General features: G+C 72.1%; 20 protein-coding genes. 13 read left to right on the top strand and 7 right to left on the bottom strand.

The genetic code is table 11. The annotated features are described in order from the left end of the window. Window positions 1–24 precede the first annotated feature (24 nt). A complete protein-coding gene (locus tag GA0115234_RS39830; protein WP_093551549.1) occupies window positions 25–1,629 on the bottom strand; it encodes an alpha/beta hydrolase in 1,605 nt (534 codons plus the stop codon). 153 nt (window positions 1,630–1,782) lie between these two features. Then, window positions 1,783–2,823, bottom strand: coding sequence for an Rv2578c family radical SAM protein (locus GA0115234_RS39825; protein ID WP_093551547.1), 1,041 nt, complete (start codon window positions 2,821–2,823; stop codon window positions 1,783–1,785). Window positions 2,824–2,972: 149 nt separating this feature from the next. Here GA0115234_RS39825 and GA0115234_RS39820 point away from each other — a divergent pair, with 149 nt between their 5' ends. The 4 genes from GA0115234_RS39820 (at window position 2,973) to GA0115234_RS39805 (ending at window position 9,538) form a co-directional block, all read left to right on the top strand. Continuing rightward, window positions 2,973–3,416 carry an SRPBCC family protein gene (locus GA0115234_RS39820; RefSeq protein ID WP_093551545.1) on the top strand — a complete coding sequence of 148 codons (444 nt, stop codon included), beginning with the start codon at window positions 2,973–2,975 and terminating at the stop codon, window positions 3,414–3,416. Between the two features lie 187 nt (window positions 3,417–3,603). Beyond that, a complete protein-coding gene (locus GA0115234_RS39815) occupies window positions 3,604–6,054 on the top strand; it encodes an MFS transporter (protein WP_093551543.1) in 2,451 nt (816 codons plus the stop codon). Between the two features lie 199 nt (window positions 6,055–6,253). After that, entirely contained in the window at window positions 6,254–8,683 is a 2,430-nt protein-coding gene (locus GA0115234_RS39810) for an ATP-binding SpoIIE family protein phosphatase (protein WP_093551541.1), read from the top strand. Window positions 8,684–8,794: 111 nt separating this feature from the next. Continuing rightward, window positions 8,795–9,538, top strand: a complete 744-nt coding sequence (locus GA0115234_RS39805; protein ID WP_093551539.1) for a class I SAM-dependent methyltransferase — start codon at window positions 8,795–8,797, stop codon at window positions 9,536–9,538. A gap of 79 nt (window positions 9,539–9,617) precedes the next feature. Here the strand turns inward: GA0115234_RS39805 and GA0115234_RS39800 are convergent, their stop codons facing one another. Beyond that, window positions 9,618–10,673 carry an aldo/keto reductase gene (locus GA0115234_RS39800; RefSeq protein WP_093551537.1) on the bottom strand — a complete coding sequence of 352 codons (1,056 nt, stop codon included), beginning with the start codon at window positions 10,671–10,673 and terminating at the stop codon, window positions 9,618–9,620. Window positions 10,674–10,805: 132 nt separating this feature from the next. Here GA0115234_RS39800 and GA0115234_RS39795 point away from each other — a divergent pair, with 132 nt between their 5' ends. Both GA0115234_RS39795 and GA0115234_RS39790 read left to right on the top strand, forming a co-directional pair. Then, complete coding sequence (locus GA0115234_RS39795) at window positions 10,806–11,408, top strand: TetR/AcrR family transcriptional regulator (protein ID WP_093551535.1); 603 nt, start codon at window positions 10,806–10,808, stop codon at window positions 11,406–11,408. Window positions 11,409–11,479: 71 nt separating this feature from the next. Then, on the top strand, window positions 11,480–11,986 hold the full coding sequence (locus GA0115234_RS39790; protein WP_093551533.1) for a DinB family protein: 507 nt from the start codon (window positions 11,480–11,482) through the stop codon (window positions 11,984–11,986). A 15-nt stretch (window positions 11,987–12,001) separates the two neighbouring features. Here GA0115234_RS39790 and GA0115234_RS39785 read toward each other — a convergent pair whose 3' ends face one another. Next, window positions 12,002–13,423 carry an amidase gene (locus tag GA0115234_RS39785; RefSeq protein ID WP_093551531.1) on the bottom strand — a complete coding sequence of 474 codons (1,422 nt, stop codon included), beginning with the start codon at window positions 13,421–13,423 and terminating at the stop codon, window positions 12,002–12,004. Window positions 13,424–13,470: 47 nt separating this feature from the next. Between GA0115234_RS39785 and GA0115234_RS39780 the strand changes: the two genes are divergently transcribed. The 3 genes from GA0115234_RS39780 to GA0115234_RS39770 are packed head-to-tail and all read left to right on the top strand — an operon-like array spanning window position 13,471 to window position 15,610. After that, window positions 13,471–14,121 (top strand): TetR/AcrR family transcriptional regulator, encoded by a 651-nt coding sequence (locus GA0115234_RS39780; protein WP_093551529.1) that lies wholly within the window; start codon window positions 13,471–13,473, stop codon window positions 14,119–14,121. Further along, window positions 14,118–15,020 (top strand): alpha/beta fold hydrolase, encoded by a 903-nt coding sequence (locus GA0115234_RS39775; protein WP_093551527.1) that lies wholly within the window; start codon window positions 14,118–14,120, stop codon window positions 15,018–15,020. Before GA0115234_RS39780 ends, GA0115234_RS39775 begins: the two co-directional genes overlap by 4 nt. Window positions 15,021–15,052: 32 nt before the next feature. Beyond that, entirely contained in the window at window positions 15,053–15,610 is a 558-nt protein-coding gene (locus GA0115234_RS39770) for a DinB family protein (RefSeq protein WP_093551601.1), read from the top strand. A 76-nt stretch (window positions 15,611–15,686) separates the two neighbouring features. Here the strand turns inward: GA0115234_RS39770 and GA0115234_RS39765 are convergent, their stop codons facing one another. Genes GA0115234_RS39765 through GA0115234_RS39755 form a run of 3 tightly spaced genes read right to left on the bottom strand, consistent with a single transcriptional unit; the run spans window position 15,687 to window position 18,055 of the window. After that, on the bottom strand, window positions 15,687–16,094 hold the full coding sequence (locus GA0115234_RS39765; protein WP_093551525.1) for a GntR family transcriptional regulator: 408 nt from the start codon (window positions 16,092–16,094) through the stop codon (window positions 15,687–15,689). A gap of 45 nt (window positions 16,095–16,139) precedes the next feature. Continuing rightward, window positions 16,140–17,114 (bottom strand): ABC transporter permease subunit, encoded by a 975-nt coding sequence (locus GA0115234_RS39760; protein ID WP_093551523.1) that lies wholly within the window; start codon window positions 17,112–17,114, stop codon window positions 16,140–16,142. After that, on the bottom strand, window positions 17,111–18,055 hold the full coding sequence (locus GA0115234_RS39755; protein ID WP_093551521.1) for an ABC transporter ATP-binding protein: 945 nt from the start codon (window positions 18,053–18,055) through the stop codon (window positions 17,111–17,113). Before GA0115234_RS39755 ends, GA0115234_RS39760 begins: the two co-directional genes overlap by 4 nt. 224 nt (window positions 18,056–18,279) lie before the next feature. On the opposite strand from GA0115234_RS39755, the gene GA0115234_RS39750 reads away from it, so the two are divergent. The 4 genes from GA0115234_RS39750 to GA0115234_RS39735 are packed head-to-tail and all read left to right on the top strand — an operon-like array spanning window position 18,280 to window position 23,391. Further along, window positions 18,280–19,113, top strand: a complete 834-nt coding sequence (locus tag GA0115234_RS39750; protein ID WP_093551519.1) for a M55 family metallopeptidase — start codon at window positions 18,280–18,282, stop codon at window positions 19,111–19,113. Continuing rightward, window positions 19,106–20,449, top strand: a complete 1,344-nt coding sequence (locus tag GA0115234_RS39745; protein WP_093551517.1) for a M20/M25/M40 family metallo-hydrolase — start codon at window positions 19,106–19,108, stop codon at window positions 20,447–20,449. Before GA0115234_RS39750 ends, GA0115234_RS39745 begins: the two co-directional genes overlap by 8 nt. 21 nt (window positions 20,450–20,470) lie before the next feature. Further along, the gene (locus GA0115234_RS39740) at window positions 20,471–22,450 is read left to right on the top strand and encodes a S9 family peptidase (protein ID WP_093551599.1); all 1,980 of its coding nucleotides are present in this window, start codon (window positions 20,471–20,473) and stop codon (window positions 22,448–22,450) included. After that, a complete protein-coding gene (locus tag GA0115234_RS39735) occupies window positions 22,447–23,391 on the top strand; it encodes a S66 peptidase family protein (RefSeq protein WP_093551515.1) in 945 nt (314 codons plus the stop codon). The genes GA0115234_RS39740 and GA0115234_RS39735 overlap by 4 nt, the downstream gene beginning before the upstream one ends. The last annotated feature ends 47 nt before the right edge of the window (window positions 23,392–23,438 follow it).

The following is a 23,438-nucleotide window of genomic DNA, read 5'->3' as shown; positions in this document are numbered from 1 at the left end:
GCACCCGGGCCGGGCCGTGGGCCGTCAGCCCCGGAAGCCGAGCAGCCCGTGCAGGGTGCCGCCCCTGCTGGCGGAAGCTGTCCGCCGCGCCACCTTGGCCGCCGCCTCACCGGTCAGCGGCTGCGGGTCGGGGGACTTGGCGCACACCGCGTCCGCGTCGGCCCGGCTGCCCTCGCCGCGCGGGACGGTGCCCTTGGCGAGATAGTCCGCCAGGTAGGTGTCCAGGCAGTCGTTGCCGCCCAGCGTGATGCCGTGGTTGCCGCCGCCCTGCTCGACGACCAGGCTGGAGCCGCGCAGCCTGCGGTGCAGGGTGACCCCGCCCTCGTACGGTGTGGCCGCGTCGTCGGTCGCCTGGAAGAGCAGCACCGGCGGGAGGGCGCTGTTGGAGACGCGCACCGGATTCAGCGGCTCCACCGGCCAGTCGGCGCACGGGGCGTTGTACCAGTTGTTGTTCCAGGTGAAGAAGGGCGCCTTGGCGTGCACCCGTCGGCTGTCACCGAGCCAGGTGTTCCACTGCCGGGGCCACTGGGCGTCGCGGCACTGCACGGCCGTGTAGACCGAGTACCCGTTGTCGCCCTCGGCGTCGACCGCGCCGAACTTCTTGTACGCCTTCACGAGCGCGTTCTGGTCGCCGCCATTGGTGTACGCGGCGAACGCCTCGGCCAGATAGGGCCAGTACCCGTTGTAGTAGCCGCCCGGCAGGAAGGCGTCCTCCAGCTCGCTCGGGCCGACCTTCCCGCCCGCGGGGTGCGCCGTGACGGCCGCGCGCATCGCGTACCAGGCGCTCTCGACCTTCGCCGGGTCGGTGCCGAGCCCATAGGTGGCGTCGTGCCTCGCCACCCAGGCGGCGAACGCCTTGTGGCGGGCGTCGAAGGCGTAGTCCTGGCCGATGTTGTCGTCGTACCAGACGCCGTCCGGGTCCACGTTCGAGTCGAGGACGAGGCGCCGCACCCGCTCCGGGAAGAGCTTGGCGTACACCGCGCCGAGGTAGGTGCCGTACGAGTACCCGAAGTAGTTGAGCTGCCGGGCGCCGGTGGCCCGCCGGATCACGTCGAGGTCCTTCGCGGCGCTGACCGTGTCCATGTGGGGCAGCAGATCGGGGTACTTGCGCCCGCACGCCTCGGCGAACGAACGGGCCCGGTTCCGGTTGGCCTGCTCGACGCCGGGCGAGTCCGGCACCGAGTCGGGGCGCACCGGATCGAAGTACTTCGGTACGCAGTCCAGCGCCGGCCTACTCCTGCCGACGCCGCGCGGGTCGAAGCCGATCACGTCGTACTGGGCGGCGATCGCCTTCGGCAGCGCGGAAGCCACGAATCCGGCCATGGTCAGGCCACTGCCCCCGGGGCCGCCCGGGTTGACGAGCAGGGGGCCCTGGAAGGTCTTGGCGGTGTGCGGGACGCGGGACAGGGCGAGAGTGATGTGGCGGCCCGACGGGTCGTCATGGTCGAGCGGCGTGCTGACCGATGCGCACTGCAGCCGCGGATACGACTTGGTGGCGCAGTCGGTCCATTCGAGCTTCGTGGTGGCGGGCCGCGCACCGTTGTCGGCGGTCGCCGGGGGCGGCGCGGCGGTCACCAGACCGGCGACCGTCGCACCGACGGCGAACAGAATTCCTGAACGTTTCGTCATATGGCCTCCCGTGGTGGGGGAAACACGGCTGCGCGTGGCGCAGCCCCCGCCGCATGCTCCCCGCATTCGCACCAGGAAGGACCTGTTATGTCGAGAGTTGACCCATTTGCTCGGATTGGCTCCGCCGGGGTTCGCTGCGACGGTTCCGGCGGATCAGAGCAGGGTGAGCTGGGTGGGCCCGGGGCCGTCGGGCGCCGGGGGGCGCTCCCCGCGCACGGGGAGCCGTCGGGCGGTGCCCCGGTGCGAGGGGCCGATGCCGAACTCGGTCGCCAGCTCGTGGACGTACCGGGTGATGCGGCGCTGGTACCACTTGGGCGCGTAGGCTCCCTCGGCGTACAGCCGCTCGTACCGCCGCACCAGATGGGGGTGGTGGTTCCCGAGCCACTGCATGTACCACTCCCGGGCGCCGGGCCGCAGATGGAGGACGAGGGGGGTGACCGAGGTCGCCCCGGCGGCGGCGATGGCGCGGACCGTGGCGCGCAGCTGGTCCGGATGGTCGCCGAGGAACGGGATGACCGGGGCCATGAGTACCCCGCAGTCGATGCCGTGCTCGCTCAGGGTGCGGACGGCGTCGAGGCGGCGCCCGGGGGAGGGGGTGCCGGGCTCGACGGTGCGCCACAGCGCGTCGTCGACGAAGCCGACCGAGACGGAGATGCCGACGTCGGTGACCTCGGCCGCCTGCCGCAGCAGCTCCAGATCGCGCAGGATCAGCGTTCCCTTGGTCAGGATCGAGAACGGGTTCGCGTGGTCGCGCAGGGCCGAGATGATGCCGGGCATCAACCGGTACCGGCCCTCGGCGCGCTGGTAGCAGTCGACATTGGTGCCCATCGCGATGTGCGCGCCGTGCCAGCGACTGGACGCGAGCTGGGTGCGCAGCAGCTCAGGGGCGTTGGTCTTGACGACGATCTGGGAGTCGAAGCCGAGTCCGGTGTCGAGATCCAGATAGCTGTGGGTCTTGCGCGCGAAGCAGTAGACGCAGGCGTGCGAACAGCCCCTGTACGGATTGACGGTCCATTCGAACGGCATCCGTGATGCGCCCGGCACCCGGTTCACGATCGAACGGGCCCGGACCTCGTGGAAGGTGATCCCCCGGAACTCGGGGGTGTCGAAGGTGCGCGTGGTCACCGCGTCGGCGGTGAAGAGCGCGCTGTTCCCGGTCACGGCGGGGTTCTCGACCAGATTGTCCCAGCGCATGGACGCCTCCTCGGTAGTGCTGGACAGAGAATAGAACACTTGTTCCCTTGATCGTTTTCTTCCCTTCGTCCCGGACCGGATTTTGAGCGGCGTCCCGGAGGTGGTTGGCTCAGCACACCCCCGAACAACCGAGTGCTGGAGGAACAGCCATGGCGCAGGTCGAGGCCACGACGGAACGAGTCATCGCGGCGGACGCGGAGACGGTGTTCGACGCGCTGGCCGACTACAAGGAGGTCCGGGGCAAGGTGCTGCCCGGCCACTTCAGCGAGTACGAGGTGCGCGAGGGCGGTGACGGCGAGGGCACGCTCGTCCACTGGAAGCTCCAGGCCACCAGCAAGCGGGTGCGCGACTGCCTGCTGGAGGTCACCGAGCCCACCGACGGTCAGCTCGTCGAGAAGGACCGCAATTCCTCGATGGTCACCACCTGGACCGTCACCCCGGCCGGCGAGGGCAGGTCGAAGGCGGTCGTCTCGACCGTCTGGAACGGCGCCGGCGGCATCGGCGGATTCTTCGAGAGGACCTTCGCGCCCAAGGGGCTCGGGCGGATCTACGACGAGCTGCTGCAGAATCTCGCCACCGAGGTCGAGAAGTAGCCTGCCCCGCTCTTGACCGGCCTCACCGGTTCGGGTGGTTTTCCCGGCCCGCCGGTGGTGCGCCGTAGCGGCTCTCACCGGGAGTTAAGCCCCTGGCGTGCGCCGCTGGCGCCCCCCGTCGCGTTTGCCCTCGCCGATCGCACAATGCGAGAAAAGGGCGGCGCAGATGCGACGAGGGGAGCGGTACGTGGTGGGTGGGATCACTCTGCTGGAGGAGGAGCCGGACGGTGCGGGGACCGTCGGGGCGGCCGCCGTACCGCCTCCGTCGCCACCCGTCGAGGCCGCGCCGGATCCCGCCCCGTCCGGCGTACCGGAGACCAGCCCCCGCAGCATCCGGCTGCTCTTCCTCGGGCTGATGCTCACACTGCTGCTCGCGGCGCTCGACCAGATGATCGTCGCCACCGCGCTGCCGAAGATCGTCGGCGAGCTGCACGGCCTGGAGAAGATGTCCTGGGCCGTCACCGCCTATCTGCTCGCCTCCACGATCGGCCTGCCGATCTACGGAAAGCTCGGCGACCTCTTCGGCCGCAAGGGCGTCTTCCAGTTCGCCATCGTCGTCTTCGTCATCGGCTCCGCGCTCGCCGGCTGGTCCCGCACCATGGACGAGCTGATCGCCTTCCGCGCCGTCCAGGGCATCGGCGGCGGCGGACTGATGATCGGCGTCCAGGCGATCATCGCGGATGTCGTGCCGCCCCGGGAGCGCGGCCGGTTCATGGGGCTCATCGGCGCCGCGTTCGGTCTCGCCTCCGTGGCGGGCCCGCTGCTCGGCGGCTTCTTCACCGACCATGCCTCCTGGCGCTGGTGCTTCTACATCAACGTCCCGTTCGGCCTGGTCACGCTCGCCGTCATCACCGTCGTGCTGAAACTCCCCAGGCCCACCGTCCGGCCCCGGCTCGACGTCCTCGGCGCGCTGCTGCTCGCCGCCGCCTCCACCTGCCTGGTGCTGCTGACCAGTTGGGGCGGCACGGAGTACGCGTGGGGCTCGCGCACCATCCTGGCGCTGGGGGTCGGAGCCGCCGGAACGACTCTGCTGTTCCTGGTCGTCGAGCACCGGGCCGCCGAACCCATCATCCCGCTGCGGCTGTTCCGCGACTCGATCTTCAATGTCACCGCACTCGTCGGGGCGGTCGTCGGGGTGGGGCTGTTCGGCGCCGCCAGCTATCTGCCGACCTTCCTCCAGATGGTCGACGGTGCCACGGCCACCGAATCCGGACTGCTGATGCTGCCGATGATGGGCGGCATCGTCATCGCGTCCGTCGTCTCCGGCCAGCTGATCTCCCGCACCGGCCGCTACCGCATCCACCCGATCGTCGGCGGCGCGACCTCGGTGGTGGGGATGTGGCTGCTCTCCCGCCTCGAAACCGACACCCCGCGCATCGAGTACAGCATCGCGCAGGCCGTACTCGGCATCGGGATCGGGCTGATCATGCCGGTGCTGGTGCTCGCCGTGCAGAACTCCGTCGCACCCGCCGACATCGGCTCGGCCACCAGCGCCAACAACTACTTCCGGCAGATCGGCGGCAGCGTCGGCGCCGCCGTCTTCGGGACGCTCTTCGCGGGCCGCCTCGCCGACGCGCTCGCCGTCCGGCTGCCGTCCGGCGCCGACCTCCCCGATCCCGAGTCGATCACCCCGCAGCTGGTCCACGCGATGCCCCCCGCGCTGCGCGACAGCTATATCCAGGCGTACGCGGACGCGATGCCGCGGATCTTCCTCTATCTCGTGCCGGTGCTCGCGCTCGGCATGTTCTTCGCCTTCTTCCTCAAGGAGAAACCGCTGGTGTCCCACCACAGCCCCGAAAGCGCCGCCGAGTCCGTGACCCTTCCGGCCGCCCGCACCACCCCGGCCACCGAGGCCGCCGTGCCACCGCCCGTCTATCTCTCGGGCGTGCCGGTCTGCGGCAGCGTCCAGCACCCCGACGGCACGAAGGTCCCGCGCGCCGCCCTCACCCTCATCGACGTCCAGGGCCAGCAGGTCGGACGGGGCGCGAGCGGCGACGACGGGCGGTACGCGCTCAGTGTGCCCGGCGCCGGTTCGTACGTCCTCATCGCCGCGGCCGGCGGACACCAGCCGCAGGCCGTCAGCGTCACCGTGGGCGAACGGCCCGTCGAGCTGGACGTGGTGCTCGGCGGCGCCGGGCGCCTCGCCGGGACCGTCGTCACCGCCGACGGCACACCGGTGCGCGACGCCGCCGTCACCCTCACCGATGTCCGCGGCGAAGTCGTCGCCTCCAGCCGCAGCGGCCGTGAAGGCGGCTATGTGATCACGGAGTTGGTGGCGGGCGAGTACACCCTCGCCGCCAGCGCCCCCGCCTTCCGGCCCGCCGCGCTGCCGGTGAGCGTGCAGGCGGCCAGGGAGACCCGGCAGGACATCGAACTGGCCGGCGGCGCGGTGCTGCGCGGCATCGTACGGGCGAGCGGCGGGCGCCCCGTCGAGGACGCCCGGGTCACCCTCCTGGACGCGGCGGGCAATGTGGTCGACACCCTCACCACCGGGCCCGACGGGGCATTCCGGTTCGTGGACCTGTCCACCGGCGAGTACACGGTGATCGCGGCCGGATACCCGCCGGTGGCCACCGTCCTCCAGGTGGCGGGCGGCGGACGCACCGAGCGCGACCTCCAACTGGGGCACGAGGACTGATCGTTCGGAGAGACGGCGGGCCGGCCGGTGACTTCACCGGCCGGCCCGCCGCGTCCGGACCGCTCGGTGCGCCCACCGGTGCGCCGGGCGCACCACCGCGGTCGGCGATTGGACCGATGACCGGCGCGCGCCGGCCGTGGGGCCGTACCGTGGAGTCACGAGCCGCAGAACGTTGCGGTGGGGAAGGAGCCTTCCAACCATGGATCGCGATGTGCCGGCGCAGCGGACACCACCGCCGCGTGACGCCTCGACAGGCAGGGTGCCGCTGGCCGTCGCGGTGGTCGACGAGAACGGACTCGTCTCCCACTGGTCGAGCGGCGCGAGACGGCTCTTCGGTGTCACCAGACAGGAGGCACTCGGCTGCCCCGCCGGTGAACTCCTGCCGATCAGTGGCGTGTTGGGTCAGGCGGAGGAGGACCGCGGCGGATTCGGTCCCGAGCTCGACGGCGCACCGGGCGGGTCCCTCTCCTACCCGGCGTCGGGCCGCGCCCGGATCGACGAACCGGAACAGGGCCGGATCGACGTCCTGTGGTGGGCCTATCCACTGGTCGGCCCCGGCTCCGGGCGGCTCCTGGTGCTCGCCGCGGACGCCGCCCGGGTGAGCGGCGCCGAGAAGGCCGACGGCCGGGACGCCGGTACGGTCGCCCCCGCCTTCGCGCTCCACACCGACTTCCCCGGCTACGAGGAACTGGCGGGCCGGCTGCCCGAGATCCTGCCCAGCATGAGCGTGGGGGAGGCGACCAGGATCGTCGCCCAGGTCCTCGAACTCGGCTACCCGGTCCTGGAGTTCAGCCAGCTGAGCCGGATCCCGGTCACCCCCGACTGGGGTGTTCCGCGACACACCGCCCGCCCCCTCGCCCCCGGTCCGCGCGGCGATGGCGAAGCGCCCGAGCCCCGAGCCGTCCCCCGCCCCGAACTGGACCTCGAATACGCGGCGGTCCGTGAACGGCTGGAGTTCCTCAACGAGGTCAGCGGCCGCATCGGCACCTCCCTCGACCTGGAACGCACCATCCGCGAGGTCACCAGCGCCGCCGTCCCCCGCTTCACCGACTTCGCGGGCACGCATCTGCGCGACGCGGTCCTGGCCGGCGAGGGCTTCCCGGACGGGCCGCCCGACGTCACCACCGTCTGGCACCGGGTCTGGGTCGAGCACAACGACGAACCGGGCCGCTGGGACGACACCGTCCCGGTCGGCGAATCCATCGCCTTCCCCGAACACACCCCGTTCTTCCAGTGCATGGTCACCGGCGAGCCGGTCCTCGTCCCGTACGTCGGCGAGGAGCTGAGCAACCGGATCTCGGGCGAGTTCGAGAAGCGTGACCTGCGCCCGCTGATCACCCACCGGTCGCTGCTCATCGTGCCGCTCAAGGCCCGTGACGTGGTGCTCGGCTTCATGGTCCTGATGCGCCGTCCCGGCCGCGAGCCCTTCGACGACATGGACCGCACCACGGGTGCCGAACTCGCCGCCCGTGCCGGGCTCGTACTCGACAACGCACGCATGTACACGTATCAGGAGAATGTCGCCGACACCCTCCAGGACAGCATGCTGCCCCAGGTCGAACCGCGCATGGCGGGCTGCGACATCGCGACCCGCTATCTGCCCGGCGCCCGGCTCGGAAGGATCGGCGGCGACTGGTTCGACTCGGTGAAGCTGCCCGGCTCCCGGACCGCGCTGGTCGTCGGTGACGTCATGGGGCACGGACTCAACTCGGCAGCGATGATGGGTCAGTTGCGTACCGCGGTGCTGACCATGGCCATGATGGAGATGCCGCCGGCCCAGCTGCTGCGCAACCTCGACGACCTGGCGCAGCGCCTCGGTGAGCAGTATCTGGCGACCTGCCTCTACGCCGTCTACGACCCGATCCGTTCCGAGCTCCAGATCGCCAACGCCGGCCACATCCCGCCCGTGCTCGTCCGCGCCGAGGACGGCCGGGCCGAACTCCTGGACCTGCCCACCGGCGCCCCGATCGGCGTGGGCGGCGTCGCCTTCGAGACCGCGACCGTGCGGGTGCGGCCCGGTGACCGGCTGGTCCTGTGCACCGACGGCCTCGTGGAGGTGCGCGGCCAGGACATCGGCGCCGGGCTCGCCGCGCTCTGCGCCTCGGCGGCCCACCCCGCCGCCTCCATGGACGACGCCTGCGACACGATCATCCGGGCCCTCAACCCGCGCGGCGGCCGCAAGGACGACGTGGCGCTGCTGATGGCCCGGTTGAACGGCATCCCGGACGACCACGTCGCCGAATGGCAACTCGCCCTGGACCCGCGCGAAGTGGCGCGCTCCCGGCGCCTGGTGCGCGGGAAGCTGCTCGACTGGGCACTGCCGGACGCGGTGGAGGCGGCCGAGCTGATGGTCAGCGAGCTCGTGACCAACGCGGTGAAGCACAGCCGGTGCCATCACATCGGGCTCCGCCTGGTCCGCACCGGCGCCCTGCTGTGCGAGGTGAGCGACGACGAACCCGCCCCGGCCACCCTGCTCGACGCCGCCTGCCACGACGAGTCCGGCCGCGGGCTGCTCGTGGTGAGCAGCCTCGCCCGGGAGTGGGGCACCAGCACCACCGCGCACGGCAAGACCGTCTGGTTCGAACAGGCACTCGGCGGGATCCCGCGTCCCCGGTCACACAGCTGGTGAAGGCCCCGCCGCGAGCGGGCGGATGCTGTGCGCGCTCTTGCCGCGACCGCCCCGGGAGGGTAGTCCGGTCCTGAACAGAATGGATCAGGACGAACGGACCGGGGAGTGCGCATGGACGTGTCACGGCGTTACCGCGAGGCGTGGGAGGGCTACTGGTCCGCCACCTCGGACACACCCGGCGAGGCGATCTGGGACTCCGACCCGTCCCTCACCTCCGTACCCCACACCGAACTGCTCCTGCCGCACGCCGACACCTCGCTGCCCGTCGTCGACCTCGGCTGCGGCAACGGCACCCAGACCCGCTATCTCGCCACCCGTTTCTCCCGGGCGATCGGGGTGGACCTCTCGCACGCGGCGATCGCCCACGCCCGGCACGCGGATCCCGAGGGCGTCGCCGAGTTCGCCCAGCTCGACCTCGTCGACGCGGAGGCGGTGGCGGCCCTGCACGAGCGGACCGGTGACACCAATGTCTATATGCGTGCGGTGATCCACCAGAGCGAGCCCGAGGCCAGGGCGGCGGTCGCCGCGGCCGTCGCGGTGCTGGTGGGGGAGCGGGGACGGGCCTTCGTCGTCGAGCCGACGCCGGCCTCCAAGGACGTGCTCCAACAGGTGGCGCAGGGCCCGGACGGCCCGCCGGAGAAGCTGCGCCGGGTCCTGGCCCATGGGCTCAAGCCCGCGAGCTCCTCGGAGGAGGAGGTGCGCCGGCTGCTCCAGGAGGCCGGCCTCACCACGCTGGCCGACGGTGCGACCGCCCTGGCCCAGACCGAGTACCTGCCCGACGGAACCCGCGTCGCCCTGCCCGCGCGCTGGTTCGTGCTGGGCCCCGCCGAGCGCCGGAACGGGGACGGGCGATAGCGCGGCGATGCCCGGTTCCGGCCCTGGGGTCACTCGTCAGGACCAGGCCGGGACCGGGCATCGGGGCACGGGTCGGCCCTCAGGCCGCGGCCGGTCGGGCGGCGGGCCCGCGCCGCCGCTCGGCGACGGCCAGGGCCGGTGTGCGGTAGTCGGCGTCCGAGGGGTTGAGGGTGACCCCGGGCGGGACGATCCGGTCGATCCGGTCGAGGATCTCGTCGTCCAGCTCCAGCTCGGCGGCGGCGAGCTGGTCGGTCAACTGGTCGACGGTGCGGGGCCCGAGGATCACCGAGGTGACGGCCGGATGGGCCGCCGCGAACGCCAGGGCCAGATGCGTCAGCGGGACACCGGCGTCCCGCGCCACGGCCAGCAGCTCCTCGACGGCCTCGACCTTGCGCCGGTTGCCTGGCAGTTCGAGGTCGAACTTGTGGGCCACCACCCGGCGGAAGGCGTTCAGCTCGATCGGCTCGCCGTGCCGGAACCGCCCGGTGAGCCAGCCGCTGTTGAGCGGGCTCCAGGTCAGCACGCCGAGCCCGTACTTCCGCGCGGTGGGCAGCACATCGGCCTCGATGCCGCGCACGAACAGTGAGTACGGCGGCTGCTCGGTGTGGAAGGGGATGTGGTGACGCCGCTCGGCGGCCCACTGGGCCTCGACGATCTGCTCGGCGGGGAAGTCCGAGGTGCCGATGGCCATGATCTTGCCCGCGCGCACCAGGTCGGACAGCACGGACAGTGTCTCGTCGATGTCGGTGGCCGGGTCGGGGCGGTGCACCTGGTAGAGGTCGATGCGGTCGGTGCCGAGCCGCCGGAGGCTGTCATCGACGGCCCGGGTGAGCCAGCGCCGTGAGTTGCCGCGCCGGTTCGGGTCGCCGTCCCCCATCCGGACCGGGAAGTGGCCCTTGGTCGCGAGTACGACCTCGTCGCGACGGCCGTGGACGGCCTTGCCGATGATCTCCTCGGCCTCGCCGCCGGAGTACTGGTCGGCGGTGTCGATGAGGTTGATGCCGCCGTCCAGCGCCGTGCGGATCAGCCGGACCGCGTCGTCGTGGTCGCCGTTCCCCCAGGCGCCCAGACGCAGGGTGCCCAGGGCGTACTTGCTCACGGAGATGCCGGTGCGGCCGAGAATCCGGTGCTGCATGACTGCTCCCTGCTGTCGTCTCCCCCATGACGGGGCGTGGAGTTGCAACGTGTTCGATGCCGAGAAGCTATTACATGCGACATGGATGTTGCAAGTAGCGAGTTAAGGGGATCCTTGTTGTAGCGTCTCGGTATGACGGTGCAGAAGCAGCAGATGAAGCGGCCCCTCCGGTCCGACACCGAACGGACCGTGCGGACGATCCTGGAGGCGGCCGAGCGCGTCCTCGCCGCCGACCCGGCGGCGACCATGGAGCAGGTCGCCCGCGCCGCCGGTGTCGCGCGGACCACCGTCCACCGCCGGTTCGCCACGCGTGAGGTGCTCCTGGAGGAACTCACCGGCTGGGCCGCCCGCCAGTTCGCCGAGGCCGTCGACGCCGCCCGCCCGGACGCCGCCCCGCCGCTCGTCGCCCTGTACCAGGTCACCGCCAACGTCCTGCGCGTGAAGACCGACTGGTCGTTCGCCATGAACCGTCCGGTCGAGGACGCCCACCCCGAGGCGGCCCGCCGCTACGCCGAGGTCCGGGCCAGCTGTCTCCGGCTCTTCCGCCGCGCCCAGGAGGCGGGCGTGTTCCGCCCCGGCATCGACCTCGACTGGACCCGGCGCGTCTACTACGCCCTCATCCACGAAGCGGCCAAGGAGGGGGCGGGAGGCGGCGACGCCGACGCGCTCGCCACCCGCGTCATGGAAACCCTGTTGTCCGGAGCGGGAGTTCCGGGCGGACCGCCGGGGGTGTGATTCCGCAGGGACGCCCTCGGTTCCGCGCAAATCCCCGGGCGCACCGCCGCCGTGCTTGGCATGATGACGCGATGCATGATGATCCGAGAAACCGGCCTCCGCGGGTGGGCGGCGAACGTGCGTCACTGAGCGGCTTCCTCCAGTACCAGCGCGAGACCCTGGCCATGAAGTGCGCCGGGCTCACCGACGAGCAGCTGCGGGAGCCGGCCGTACCCCCTTCGGATCTGACCCTGCTCGGGCTCGTCCGGCATCTCGCCGAGGTGGAGCGTTCCTGGTTCCGGAGGGTGCTGAAGGACGAGGTGGCGCCGCCGCACTGGCCGGGGCCGAACCCCGGCGAGTTCGCCGAGTTCGATGCGGCGGACGCCGATGCCGACGAGGCGTTCAGGATCTGGCACGAGGAGTGCGCGCGCTCCCGGGCCACCGTCGAAGCCGCCGAGTCCCTGGACATCACCGGGAGTCATGGCGACGAGGTGTTCACGCTGCGGTACATCCTCACGCACATGATCGAGGAGTACGCGCGCCACAACGGCCAGGCGGACCTGCTCCGGGAGCGCATCGACGGCACCACCGGCGAGTAGCCGGGCGGCGGCCCGCTACGGCGTCCGCGCCTCCGCCCGGTCGCCGTAGCGGTGAGCCCACGGCAGGGCCTCCTCCAGCGCGGCCGACACGCCGAGCAGCAGGTCCTCGCGGCCCCAGCCGGCCGTGAGCGAGACCCCGAGCGGCAGACCCCGCGAACTCCAGCCCAGCGGAAGGCTGATGGCCGGGAACCCGGTGGCGTTCGCCAGGATCGTGTTGCCCGTGAACGCGGTCATCGCGGCCAGCTCCGCCGCCGGGTCCGCGTCGTCGCGGAGCTGTCCGACGAGCGTCGGCGGGGTCGTCACCGTCGGGGTGATCACCAGGTCCGCGTCCGCGTGGCCGAGGGTCCAGGCCCGCGCCCGAGCCTGGACGACGCCGATCGCGGCGGCCAGCTCGCCCGAGGTGAACTCCTGGGAGCGGGACCGCAGATGGCGGACGATCGGACGCAGCGACGCTCCGTCGAACGCCACGGTCCGGGACCCGACCAGCGCCGTGAACATCACCTGGAAGCTCTCGGTGAACTCCGGGTCCGGCGCCTGGTCCCGGATGAACACCTCATGGCCGAGACCGGCCAGCGTACGGGCGGTGAGCTCGCTGGCGGCGGCGACCTCGGGATCCACCGGAGCGCCCGAGACCGAGCCCTGGGCGAGCGCGATCCGGAGCCGCGGCACGGGCGCGTCGCACGCGCGCTCGTAGCTGTCCACCCGGGGCGGATGCACGGTGCCGACGCCGGTACGGGTGGTCAGCGCGTCGAGGAACGCGGCGGTGTCGCGGACGGTGCGGGCGAGCGGCCCCCGTACCGAGAGCCCCATGCCGTCGTTGCCGTCCGGGCCCGCGGTGATCAGTCCGCGGCTGGTCTTGAGCCCGACCACCCCGCAGGCGCTCGCGGGGGAGCGCACGGACCCGGCGGTGTCGCTGCCCTGCGCGATCGGCACCAGCAGCGCGCCGACCGCCGCCGCGGCCCCGCCGCTGCTCCCGGCCGCGCTGCGGTCGAGGTCGAAGGGGCTGCGCGCCGGGGCGGACACCTCGGGCTCGGTGTAGCAGGCGGCCCCGAACTCGGGGACGGTGGTCTTGCCGAGGCTGATCAGCCCCGCGTCGGCCATGACCTCGACGATCTCGTCGTCGTGCCCGGGGATCCAGTCGCGGAACAGCGCGGAACCCAGCGTGGTGCGCACACCGGCGGTGGCCTCCAGGTCCTTGACCGCGGTGGGCACGCCGAACAGGCGCGGCAGTCCGGCGCGGTCCGCCGAGCGCAGGGCCCGTTCGGCCCCGGCCGCCGCGGCGCGGGCGCGGTCGGCCGAGACGGTGGTGAACGCCCCCACCCGGTCACCGTCACCGATCCGGGCCAGCAGATGCTCGACGACGTCGACCGGGCCGGTCTCCCCACGCCGGTAGGCGGCGGCCAGCTGTAGAGCGGTGAGGTCGTGCAATTCCGTCATGCGCGCTCCCATTGAAGTTTCGTTACGCGTATCGATATGGTGCGGGCATGGTGGTCGAGAAGGCAAGCACTCCGAAGAACGGCCGTCCCCGGGCGGTGACGCTCGACGCGGTCCTGGACGCGGCGACCGAGCTCGCCGACGACCAGGGGCTCGACGCGGTGAGCTTCCGCGCGCTGGCCGACCGGCTGGGCGTGTCACCGATGGCGATCCACCGCACGACGGGCGGCATCGACGCGCTCCAGCACGCGCTGGTCTCCCGGATCGTCGGCGAGGTGACCCGGTCGGTGGACTGGCCGGACGACTGGCGCGGGATCGTCCGGCTGTTCGCGGACACGCTCCACGACCTGCTCATGCGTCACCCGGTGGTCCTTGAGGCGCACCGCCGCGCCTCCCTCGTCGGGCCCGGCGCCGACGACGTCGCCTACCGGGTCGTGGCGGCGCTGCGCGGCGCGGGGCTCGACGAGGAGGCCGCCGCGTACGCCTACGGCACCCTGCACGACTTCGTCACCGGCCATGTGGCGATCCGCCTCGGCCGAGGCGATCTGGAACTGCACCAGCTGCCGCCCGAGCGCCGGGCCGCGTCGGTCTTCGCGGACCACCACGACTACGACCGCCGGTTCTCCTTCGGCCTCGACTTCGTCATCGGCGGGATCGCCGCCGCTGCCGCCACCCCCGTACCCCACGAGGAGCAGAGATGACCACCTCCCCGACGGACCCGACGGAATCGCCGAAGGCGCCGGAGACGGAGCTGCCGCACACGCACCGCCTGACGGCCCCGAGCGGGCGCCGCATCGCGTACTGCTCCTACGGCGACCCCGCCGCCCCGCCCGTGATCGTGCTCCACGGCACCCCCGGCAGCCGCTACGAGGGTCTCGCGCTGCGGCAGGCGGCGACGGACGCGGGCCTGCACCTGGTCTTCCCGGACCGCCCGGGGTACGGCGAGACCGATCCCGTACCCGGCCGAGGCTTCCACCGCTGGAACGACGACTTCGTGGCCCTGCTCGACCACCTCGGCCATGAGCGGGCCCCCCTCGTGGCGATCTCGGGCGGCGGCGGGTACGCGCTCTCGGCGGCCCAGAAGCACCCCGGGCGGGTCACCCGGCTGATCCTCGCGTGCGCCGCCGTCCCCGGAGCCCCCCGCGAGGCGTACGCGCGCCGGATCCCGCTGGTCAAGTTGCTGAACCGGGTCGTGGTCTGGGCACCGGCGATCGCCCGGCCGATGCTCGCGGGCAAGGGGATCTTCAAGAAGGTGAGGCGCGAACCGAACCTCGACGCCTGGCCCCGTTCCGACCGGCTGATCATGCGCACCCCCGCCTTCGTGGCGCTGTCCGAGGTGGACACGGCCGAGGGCCAGCGCCAGGGCGTGGACGCGGCCATCACCGACCTCGCCGGCTACGTCCGCCCGCTGCCGGACCCGCTCGGCTCGGTCTCCGTGCCGACCCTGTTCCTCCACGGCGAGGCGGACGGCAACGTCCCCGTGGAGGTGGCGCGGTGGGCGCACGCGCAGATTCCCGGCGCCGAGCTGCGCACCGTCCCCGAGGGCGGTCATCTGTTCCTCCTCGCGGACCCGGAACCGCTGCTGCGGGAACTGCTCTGAGCGGTGGGCCCGGTGGTGTGAGGATGGCCGTCATGACATGGACGGCACCCCACATCGCACGTACGACGTACGACGGCGACCAGCTGAACGTCCCGAGCACCGCGGACGAGAGGGCCATGCTGGAAGGCTGGCTCCGCTGGCACCGGGAGACACTGCTCACCAAGTGCGCCGGACTCGCTCCGGCACAGCTCGCGCGCACCGCCGCCGAGCCGTCGGACCTCACCCTCCTCGGCCTGGTGCGGCACATGGCGGAGATCGAACGCTGGTGGTTCCGCCGCAGCTTCGCGTGTGAGCCGGTCGGCGACGTCTTCACCGGTCCGGGCGACGGCGACGAGGGGCTGGAAGGGGTCGATCCCGCGCACGCCGAGCGCGATTTCGCCGCCTTTCGCGCCGAGATCGAGGCATGCGAGGCGGCCGTGGCGGGGCGCGGCCTCGACGAGACCTTCGTGTCGGCGACCCGTGGCCGGACCGTCAGCCTGCGCTGGGTGTATCTGGTGATGATCCAGGAGTACGCCCGCCACAACGGCCACGCGGACCTGCTGCGCGAGCGGACCGACGGCGCCACGGGGGACTACCCGGCGCCGGGGTGACGGGTGACGCACGACTGCTCCGGCCCCGACAGGGACCGGAGCAGTCGCACACTCCCGACGCGTACGGAAGCGCCCTTCAGCCGCCGTCGGCCTCGGGCGGAAACACCGCCGCGTGGGCCGACCGGAACAGGGCGTCGACCTCCTGGCCGCTGAGCCCCTGCGCCCGTGCCTCGTTCAGCCATGCGGCGAGCGAGGTGCGCAGGGGAGAGTCGGCGCCCGCCTGGGCCGGGGCGAGGGAGCGGGTGATGAAGGTGCCCGCCCCCTGCCGGACCTCGGCGAGGCCCTGGCGTTCCAGTTCGCGGTACGCCTTGAGGGTCGTGTTCGGGTTGACCTTGGTGTCGGCCGCGACCTGCGCGGCCGTGGGCAGCCGGTCACCCTCCTCCAGGGCGCCCATGCGCAGCGCCTGTTCGACCTGCCGCACGATCTGGAGGTACGTCGCCACGCCGCTGCGCCGGTCGATGCGGAATACGACCACTGCTTTCACCTCCCGTTCGACTGCCGGAACCCCATGGACCTGCCGCGGCAGGCCCTAGAGGGGGCGACGGGACACCCGCCACAGGACGAACGCGGTGAGGACGACGGTACCCGCGAGCAGGATCCCCGCCCCGGTCCACTGCATGGCCGGCATCTGGTCGAAGCCGAGGTACTCGTAGACGTTGTTGACGATGCCGTGTTCCTTGACGCACGCGTCGGAGGCCTTCTCGGACGCCTTGGAGCACAGGCCCCAGCCGTACAGATGACCGTCGGCGGAACCGATCCAGCGGTCCACCTCCAGCGATTCGTTCAGGTGCGAGGGCATGTCCGCGTTGAGCGGGTAGGTGATCGTGCGGGTCGGGGCGAGGTGGACGATCATCTCGTCCCAGACGACCCCGGCGGCCGCGGCGAAGACGAAGGTGATCGCCATGGACATGAGGACGCGCCGGGCCAGTACGCCGATGGTGATGCCCGCGGCGGTCATGAAGAGGCAGAGCGCGGGGAGCATCGGACCGGTGTTGTCGAACACCGAACCGTCCGACCACAGGGCGGGGAACACCGAACGGTAGGGCTTCCACCACCAGGTGAACAGCACCGAGAGCAGGACGGCGGTCACGAGCACCGTCGCGTAGACCCAGGCGAACTTCGTCGCCACCCAGCGCAGGCGGGACACCGACTGTGTGGTGACCAGCTGGGCGGTGCCCTGTTCCTGGTCTCCCGCGATCAGCGGGGCGCCGACGAAGACGGCGAGGATCAGCGGCAGCCCGCCCAGCGCGGTGATGACGAGGCCCACGCTGCCCGATTCGACCGTCGGCTGCGCCAGTTCCTTCGCCGGCCAGCCCGCGGCGTCCAGGAAGTCCTTCATCTGGCCGCGTTCGTAGACGAGCCAGATCGAGCCGAGGACCATCACGGCGAGCAGGCTGAGCAGCATGGCCCGGTGCTGGCGCGCCACGAGCCAGCTCAGCCCGCGCAGCAGGCGGGGACCCGGGGCGCGCTCCGTGCGGGGGGCGTCGGTCAGGGTGGTGCTCATGAGGTGTGGCTCCCTTCGGCCTCGGTACGGGCACCGGGCGTGAACAACGGCGGCACGTCCGGCGCGCGGAGATGCGCCAGCAGCACCTCCTCCAGACTGGGTTCGGCAACGACCCAGTCGGGCGACAGCGGACCGTTCTTCCGTACCAGCGCTTGGAACTGCCTGCCCTGGACCCGGCACTCGACCACGGTGTGCGGAGCCAGCGCGGCGACCGGGTCCCCCTCCGGGGCGAGCCCGGTCACCAGCGCGTGGGCCGGGACGAGCGCGTCCGCGTCGCCCGCCATCCGGATCCTGCCGCCGGCGAGGACGAGCAGGTAGTCGCACATGTCCTCCAGCTCGGAGAGCATGTGGGAGGACATCACCACCGTGGTGCCGCGCTCGACGGCCTCCGACATCAGCAGGGTGCTCATGTCGTGGCGGGCCAGCGGGTCGAGGTCGGACATCGGCTCGTCGAGCAGCAGCAGATCGGGCCGCTTGCCGAAGGCCAGCGCGAACGCGACCCGGGTGCGCTGGCCACCGGAGAGCGTGCCGACCCGGGCGCTCATCGGCACCTGGCCGGACCGCACGATCCGCTCCGCCGCGGCCATGTCCCAGCCGGGGTTGAGCTCGGCGCCCATGCGCAGCGTCTCGGCCACGGTGAACCGCTTGAACAGCGGCTTGTCCTGCCCGAGGAACGCGAACTTCGGCATCGCCTCGGGATCGTCCACGGGTACGCCGAAGACCCGGAGGTCCCCTTCCGTGGGCTGCACCTGCCGGGTCGCGATGCCCAGCAGCGTGCTCTTCCCGGCTCCGTTGGGGCCGACGAGTCCGCAGATCCGGCCGGCCGGCAGCCGGAAGGAGACATCCTGCAACGCCGGGCCGCGACGGTAGCGCTTTCCCAGGCCGCGGGCCTCCAGGGCCCACGCGCCCGACGCGCCGTCCGGAGTGAATGCGTCTGCCATGCACTTCCCTCAATTCCATTAGTCAATTAATGGAATCATGGTCTGGGGTAGTGGAATGTGTCAAGGCGCGCAGGGTGGCGCCGTGCGGCGGCCTGTGGCCGGGTGTCCGGGTGTCCGTGATGCACCGGTTCGGGGTCTGCGTCTCACTCTCTTCGGAGGACTGGACCATTGAACGTCTCCGAGGCTCTGGCCTGGCGGTTCTCGGGCGCGTAGCGTGACCCGGCATGAAGATCCTCATCAGCGCGGACATGGAAGGCGCCACCGGTGTGACCTGGCCGGCCGACGTGTTGCCGGGCACCCCCCAGTGGGAGCGGTGCCGTGCCATGTTCACCTCCGACGTGAACGCGGCGGCGCTCGGTTTCTACGACGGCGGCGCGGACGAGGTCCTCGTCAACGAGGCCCACTGGTCCATGCGCAACCTCCTGCTGGAGCGGCTCGACGACCGGGTCCAGATGCTCACCGGCCGGCACAAGTCCCTCTCCATGGTCGAGGGCATCCAGCACGGCGACGTCGACGCCATCGCCTTCGTCGGCTACCACACGGGCGCCGGTGCGGAGGGGGTCCTCGCCCACACCTACCTGGCGAACTCCATCACCGGCGTCTGGCTCAACGGCGCCCGCGCGAGCGAGGGACTGCTCAACGCGCATGTGGTGGCCGAGTACGGGATCCCCGTCGTACTCGTCACCGGCGACGACCTGACCTGTGTGGACGCCGAGGGGTACGCCCCCCGGGCCCGCAAGGTCGCCGTCAAGGACTATGTGTCGCGGTACGCGGCGGTCTGCCGCACCCCGGCCCGTACCGCGACGGACATCCGTGCCGCGGCGAAGGACGCCACCGCGCTCGCGGTGCGGCACACCCCGGTGGAGGGCGGCCCCTTCACCGTAGAGCTGGAGTTCGACGCCGAACACCTGGCCCAGGCGGCCACCGTCGTCCCGGGTGTGGCACCCAGCGGCGAACGGCGCGTCGCCTACACCAGCGCGACGATGTACGAAGGTATCCGCACGTTCAAGGCGGTGACGACGATCGTGTCGTCCGCTGTGGAGGAGCAGTATGGCTGAGGCGACCGGCCCCCAGGAGAGCGTCGACCAGCAGGCGCTCGACGAATCGGTGACGTTCACCTCCGAACTGATCCGGATCGACACCACCAACCGCGGCGACGGAGACTGCCGGGAGCGCCCGGCCGCCGAGTACGTCGCCGAGCGGCTCGCCGCCGCCGGACTGGAACCCGCCCTGCTGGAGCGGACCCCCGGACGCACCAACGTGGTCGCCCGGATTCCGGGCACCGACCCGTCCGCCGACGCCCTGCTCGTCCACGGCCACCTCGACGTGGTCCCGGCCGAGGCGGCCGACTGGACCGTGCACCCCTTCTCCGGCGAGGTCCGTGACGGGGTCGTCTGGGGCCGCGGCGCCATCGACATGAAGAACATGGACGCGATGGTCCTGGCCGTCGTACGCGCCTGGGCGCGGGCCGGTGTCCGGCCCCGCCGCGACATCGTGATCGCGTACACCGCCGACGAGGAGGCCAGCGCCGACGACGGCTCCGGCTTCCTCGCCGACCGGCACGCCGCACTCTTCGAGGGCTGCACCGAGGGCATCAGCGAATCCGGCGCCTTCACCTTCCACGCCGGACCGGACCTGCCGCTCTACCCGATCGCCGCGGGCGAACGCGGCACCGCCTGGCTGAAGCTCACCGCCCACGGCAAGGCCGGGCACGGCTCCAAGGTCAACAGGGCCAACGCGGTCAGCGCACTCGCCGCCGCCGTCTCCCGGATCGGCGAGCACGAATGGCCCGTCCGGCTCACCCCGACGGTCCGCGCCGCACTCACCGAGATCGCCGCGCTGCACGGCATCCACCCCGACCTCGACGCCCCCGGCTTCGACGTGGACGAACTGCTCGGCAAGCTCGGACCCGCCGCCGACCTGGTCGCACCGACCGTCCGCAACAGCTCCAACCCGACCATGCTGGACGCCGGGTACAAGGTCAATGTGATCCCGGGCCACGCCACCGCCTTCATCGACGGCCGGATGGTGCCCGGCGGCGAGGACGAGTTCCACGCCACCCTGGACCGGCTGACCGGCCCCGACGTCGACTGGGAGTTCCACCACCGCGAGGTCCCGCTCACGGCCCCGGTCGACTCGCCGACCTTCGCGAAACTGCGCGCCGCCATCGAACGCTTCGACCCGGCCGGCCACACCGTGCCGTACTGCATGTCGGGCGGCACGGACGCCAAGCAGTTCTCCCGGCTCGGCATCACCGGCTACGGCTTCTCGCCGCTGAAGCTGCCCGCCGGCTTCGACTACCAGGCGCTGTTCCACGGCGTCGACGAACGGGTCCCCGTCGAGGCCCTGCACTTCGGTGTCCGCGTCCTCGACCACTATCTGCGCATTGCCTGACCGCTACAGGGGGAATCGATGATGCTGCCCACCGGGGCCTACGGAACCTGGCCGTCGCCGATCGACGCCGCGCTCGCCGCCTCCCACGACGGGCGCCCGGAGTACGTCTCCACCGTCGGCGACGAGGTGTGGTGGACGGAGCCGCGCCCCGCCGAGGCGGGCCGCCGCGCCCTGATCCGCCGCCGTGCGGACGGGGACGCCGAGTGCGTACTGCCCGCCCCGTGGAACGTACGGAGCCGGGTCATCGAGTACGGCGGAGTGCCCTGGACCGGGACCGGGCGGGCCGAGGGCGGCCCGCTGATCGTCTTCGTCCACTTCGCCGACCAGCGGCTGTACGCCTACGCCCCCGACGGGCCCGACGAGCCCTGGCCGCTCACCCCGGTCTCGGCCGTCGGCGGCGGACTGCGCTGGGCCGACCCGCAGCTCCACCCCGACCGGGGCGAGGTGTGGTGTGTCCTGGAGGAGTTCACCGGCGAGGGCCCCACCGAGCTGCGCCGGGTGATCGCCGCCGTACCCCTGGACGGCTCCGCCGCCGACGACCGCGGCGCGGTACGTGAACTCACCGACGACAGCCGCCGGTTCGTCACCGGAGCGAAGCTCTCGCCCGACGGGCGGCGGGCCGCCTGGATCGTCTGGGACCACCCCCGGATGCCGTGGGACGGTACCGAGGTGATGGTCGCGGACATCGCCGAGGACGGCACCTTCCACCGGACCCGGGTCTTCGGCGGCGGCCCCGAGGAGTCGGTGCCGCAGATCGAATGGGACGCCGACGGGCATCTCCTCCTCGCCAGTGACCGCAGCGGCTGGTGGAACCTGTACCGCGCCGACCCGCACGGGGACACGGTCGCGCTCCGCCCCGGCGAGGAGGAATTCGCCGGACCGCTCTGGAAGATCGGCCTCAGCTGGTTCCGGCCGCTGGACAACGGCCTGATCGCCACCATCCACGGCAGGGGGACCACCACGCTCGGCATCCTCGACCCGCAGACCGGCGAACTGGTCGACACCGCGGGGCCCTGGACCGAGTGGGCCGAGACGCTCGCCGTGCACGGCAGCCGGGTCATCGGCGTCGCCGCGAGCCCGTACAGCGCCTTCGAAGTGGTGGAGCTGGACACCGCGACCGGACGCACCCGGGTCATCGGGTCACCGCACGAGGACGCCGTGGACCCCGCGTACTACCCGCGGCCCGAACAGCGCACCTTCACCGGGCCCGGCGGACGCGAGATCCACGCCCACGTCTACCCGCCGCGCAGCCCCGACCGGACCGGCCCCGAGGACGAACGGCCGCCCTACGTGGTCTGGGCGCACGGCGGCCCCACCGGCCATGCCGCACTCGTACTCGACCTGGAGATCGCCTACTTCACCTCGCGCGGCATCGGCGTCGCCGAGGTGAACTACGGCGGCTCGACCGGCCACGGCCGGGCCTACCGCAACCGGCTGCGCGAGCAGTGGGGCGTCGTCGACGTCGAGGACTGCGCGGCCGTCGCCGAGGCGCTGGCCGACGAGGGCACGGCAGACCGGCGGCGGCTCGCCATCCGGGGCGGCAGCGCCGGCGGCTGGACCACCGCGGCTTCGCTGACCGGCACCGACGTCTACGCCTGCGGAACGGTCATCTACCCCATCCTCGACCTGACCGGCTGGGGAACCGACGAGACCCATGACTTCGAGTCGCGGTACCTGGAATCCCTGGTGGGCCCGCTCGCCGAAGTCCCCGACCGCTACCGCGAACGCTCGCCGATCAGCCGCACCGACCGGCTGACCACCCCCTTCCTCCTGCTCCAGGGACTGGACGACCCGATCTGCCCGCCCGTCCAGTGCGAGCGCTTCCTGGCCGCGCTCGACGGAAAGGGCATCCCGCACGCGTATCTGACCTTCGAGGGCGAGGGGCACGGATTCCGGCGCGCCGACACCATGGTCCGCGCGCTGGAGGCCGAACTCTCCCTGTACGGACAGACCTTCGGCCTCGACCGCACCGACGTCCCGCCCCTGGAGCTGAAGAAGTGACCCTCGCACCGCTGACCCGCCCCGCCCGGCTGCGCCCGGGAGCCAGGATCGCCGTCGTGTCACCGAGCGGCCCGGTGCCCGCCGACCGGCTGGAGGCGGGCCTGGACATCCTGCGCGGCTGGGGCCTTGAGCCCGTCGAAGCGCCGCATGTGCGCCAGGTCCACCCCGGGCTGGACTACCTCGCGGGCACGGACGAGGAGCGGGCCGGGGACCTCCAGCAGGCCTGGTGCGATCCGTCCGTGGACGCGGTGATCTGCGCCCGCGGCGGGTACGGCGTGCAGCGGATGGCCGACCTGGTCGACTGGGCGGCGATGCGCGCGGCGGGGCCCAAGGTGTTCATCGGCTACAGCGACATCACCGTGCTCCACGAGGCGTTCGCGCAGCGCGTGGGGCTCGCCACCCTGCACGGTCCGATGGCCGGCACCGAGACCTTCCTCAAGGACCCGGACACCCAGGAGTCCCTGCGGGCCACCCTGTTCGAGCCCGATACGGTACGGACCCTCGGCCTGCCCACCGCGCGGGCGCTGGTCCCCGGCAGGGCCCGCGGCATCACCTACGGCGGCTGTGTGAGCCTGCTCGCCGCCGAACTCGGCACCCCGCACGCCCGGACGTCGGCCCGGGGCGGGCTGCTGGTGATCGAGGACACCACCGAGGACCCGTACAGCATCGACCGTATCCTCACCCAACTGCTGCGGGCCAGGGCGCTCGACGGGGTGGCCGGGGTGGTCTGCGGCTCCTGGGCGGGCTGCGGTCCGTACGAGAAGGTGCGGGCCGTGCTCGCCGACCGGCTCGCCCCGCTGGGCGTTCCCGTCGTCGAGGAGCTGGGCTTCGGGCACGGGCCGACGGCGCTCACCCTTCCGCTCGGGGTGCCCGCGGTGCTGGACGCCCCGGCCGACGGCGGCCCCGCCACCCTCACGGCCGAGGTGCCCGCACTGCGCTGAACGAGGGCGTATCGCAAAGAAGTTGAGCATGGTTCAGGAAACGCCGC

It is taken from the genome of Streptomyces sp. DvalAA-43 (assembly GCF_900091725.1).
In the GTDB taxonomy this organism is placed as follows: domain Bacteria; phylum Actinomycetota; class Actinomycetes; order Streptomycetales; family Streptomycetaceae; genus Streptomyces; species Streptomyces pulveraceus.
This window is presented reverse-complemented; position numbering and strand designations above follow the sequence as displayed.

Excerpts from the sequence above, each read along its gene's own strand:
- GA0115234_RS39830 (WP_093551549.1), bottom strand. The coding sequence starts at position 1,629 with ATGACGAAACGTTCAGGAATTCTGTTCGCCGTCGGTGCGACGGTCGCC.
- GA0115234_RS39825 (WP_093551547.1), bottom strand. The coding sequence starts at position 2,823 with ATGCGCTGGGACAATCTGGTCGAGAACCCCGCCGTGACCGGGAACAGC.
- GA0115234_RS39820 (WP_093551545.1), top strand. The coding sequence starts at position 2,973 with ATGGCGCAGGTCGAGGCCACGACGGAACGAGTCATCGCGGCGGACGCG.
- GA0115234_RS39810 (WP_093551541.1), top strand. The coding sequence starts at position 6,254 with ATGGATCGCGATGTGCCGGCGCAGCGGACACCACCGCCGCGTGACGCC.
- GA0115234_RS39805 (WP_093551539.1), top strand. The coding sequence starts at position 8,795 with ATGGACGTGTCACGGCGTTACCGCGAGGCGTGGGAGGGCTACTGGTCC.
- GA0115234_RS39800 (WP_093551537.1), bottom strand. The coding sequence starts at position 10,673 with ATGCAGCACCGGATTCTCGGCCGCACCGGCATCTCCGTGAGCAAGTAC.
- GA0115234_RS39795 (WP_093551535.1), top strand. The coding sequence starts at position 10,806 with ATGACGGTGCAGAAGCAGCAGATGAAGCGGCCCCTCCGGTCCGACACC.
- GA0115234_RS39790 (WP_093551533.1), top strand. The coding sequence starts at position 11,480 with ATGCATGATGATCCGAGAAACCGGCCTCCGCGGGTGGGCGGCGAACGT.
- GA0115234_RS39785 (WP_093551531.1), bottom strand. The coding sequence starts at position 13,423 with ATGACGGAATTGCACGACCTCACCGCTCTACAGCTGGCCGCCGCCTAC.
- GA0115234_RS39780 (WP_093551529.1), top strand. The coding sequence starts at position 13,471 with ATGGTGGTCGAGAAGGCAAGCACTCCGAAGAACGGCCGTCCCCGGGCG.
- GA0115234_RS39775 (WP_093551527.1), top strand. The coding sequence starts at position 14,118 with ATGACCACCTCCCCGACGGACCCGACGGAATCGCCGAAGGCGCCGGAG.
- GA0115234_RS39770 (WP_093551601.1), top strand. The coding sequence starts at position 15,053 with ATGACATGGACGGCACCCCACATCGCACGTACGACGTACGACGGCGAC.
- GA0115234_RS39760 (WP_093551523.1), bottom strand. The coding sequence starts at position 17,114 with ATGAGCACCACCCTGACCGACGCCCCCCGCACGGAGCGCGCCCCGGGT.
- GA0115234_RS39755 (WP_093551521.1), bottom strand. The coding sequence starts at position 18,055 with ATGGCAGACGCATTCACTCCGGACGGCGCGTCGGGCGCGTGGGCCCTG.
- GA0115234_RS39750 (WP_093551519.1), top strand. The coding sequence starts at position 18,280 with ATGAAGATCCTCATCAGCGCGGACATGGAAGGCGCCACCGGTGTGACC.
- GA0115234_RS39745 (WP_093551517.1), top strand. The coding sequence starts at position 19,106 with ATGGCTGAGGCGACCGGCCCCCAGGAGAGCGTCGACCAGCAGGCGCTC.
- GA0115234_RS39740 (WP_093551599.1), top strand. The coding sequence starts at position 20,471 with ATGCTGCCCACCGGGGCCTACGGAACCTGGCCGTCGCCGATCGACGCC.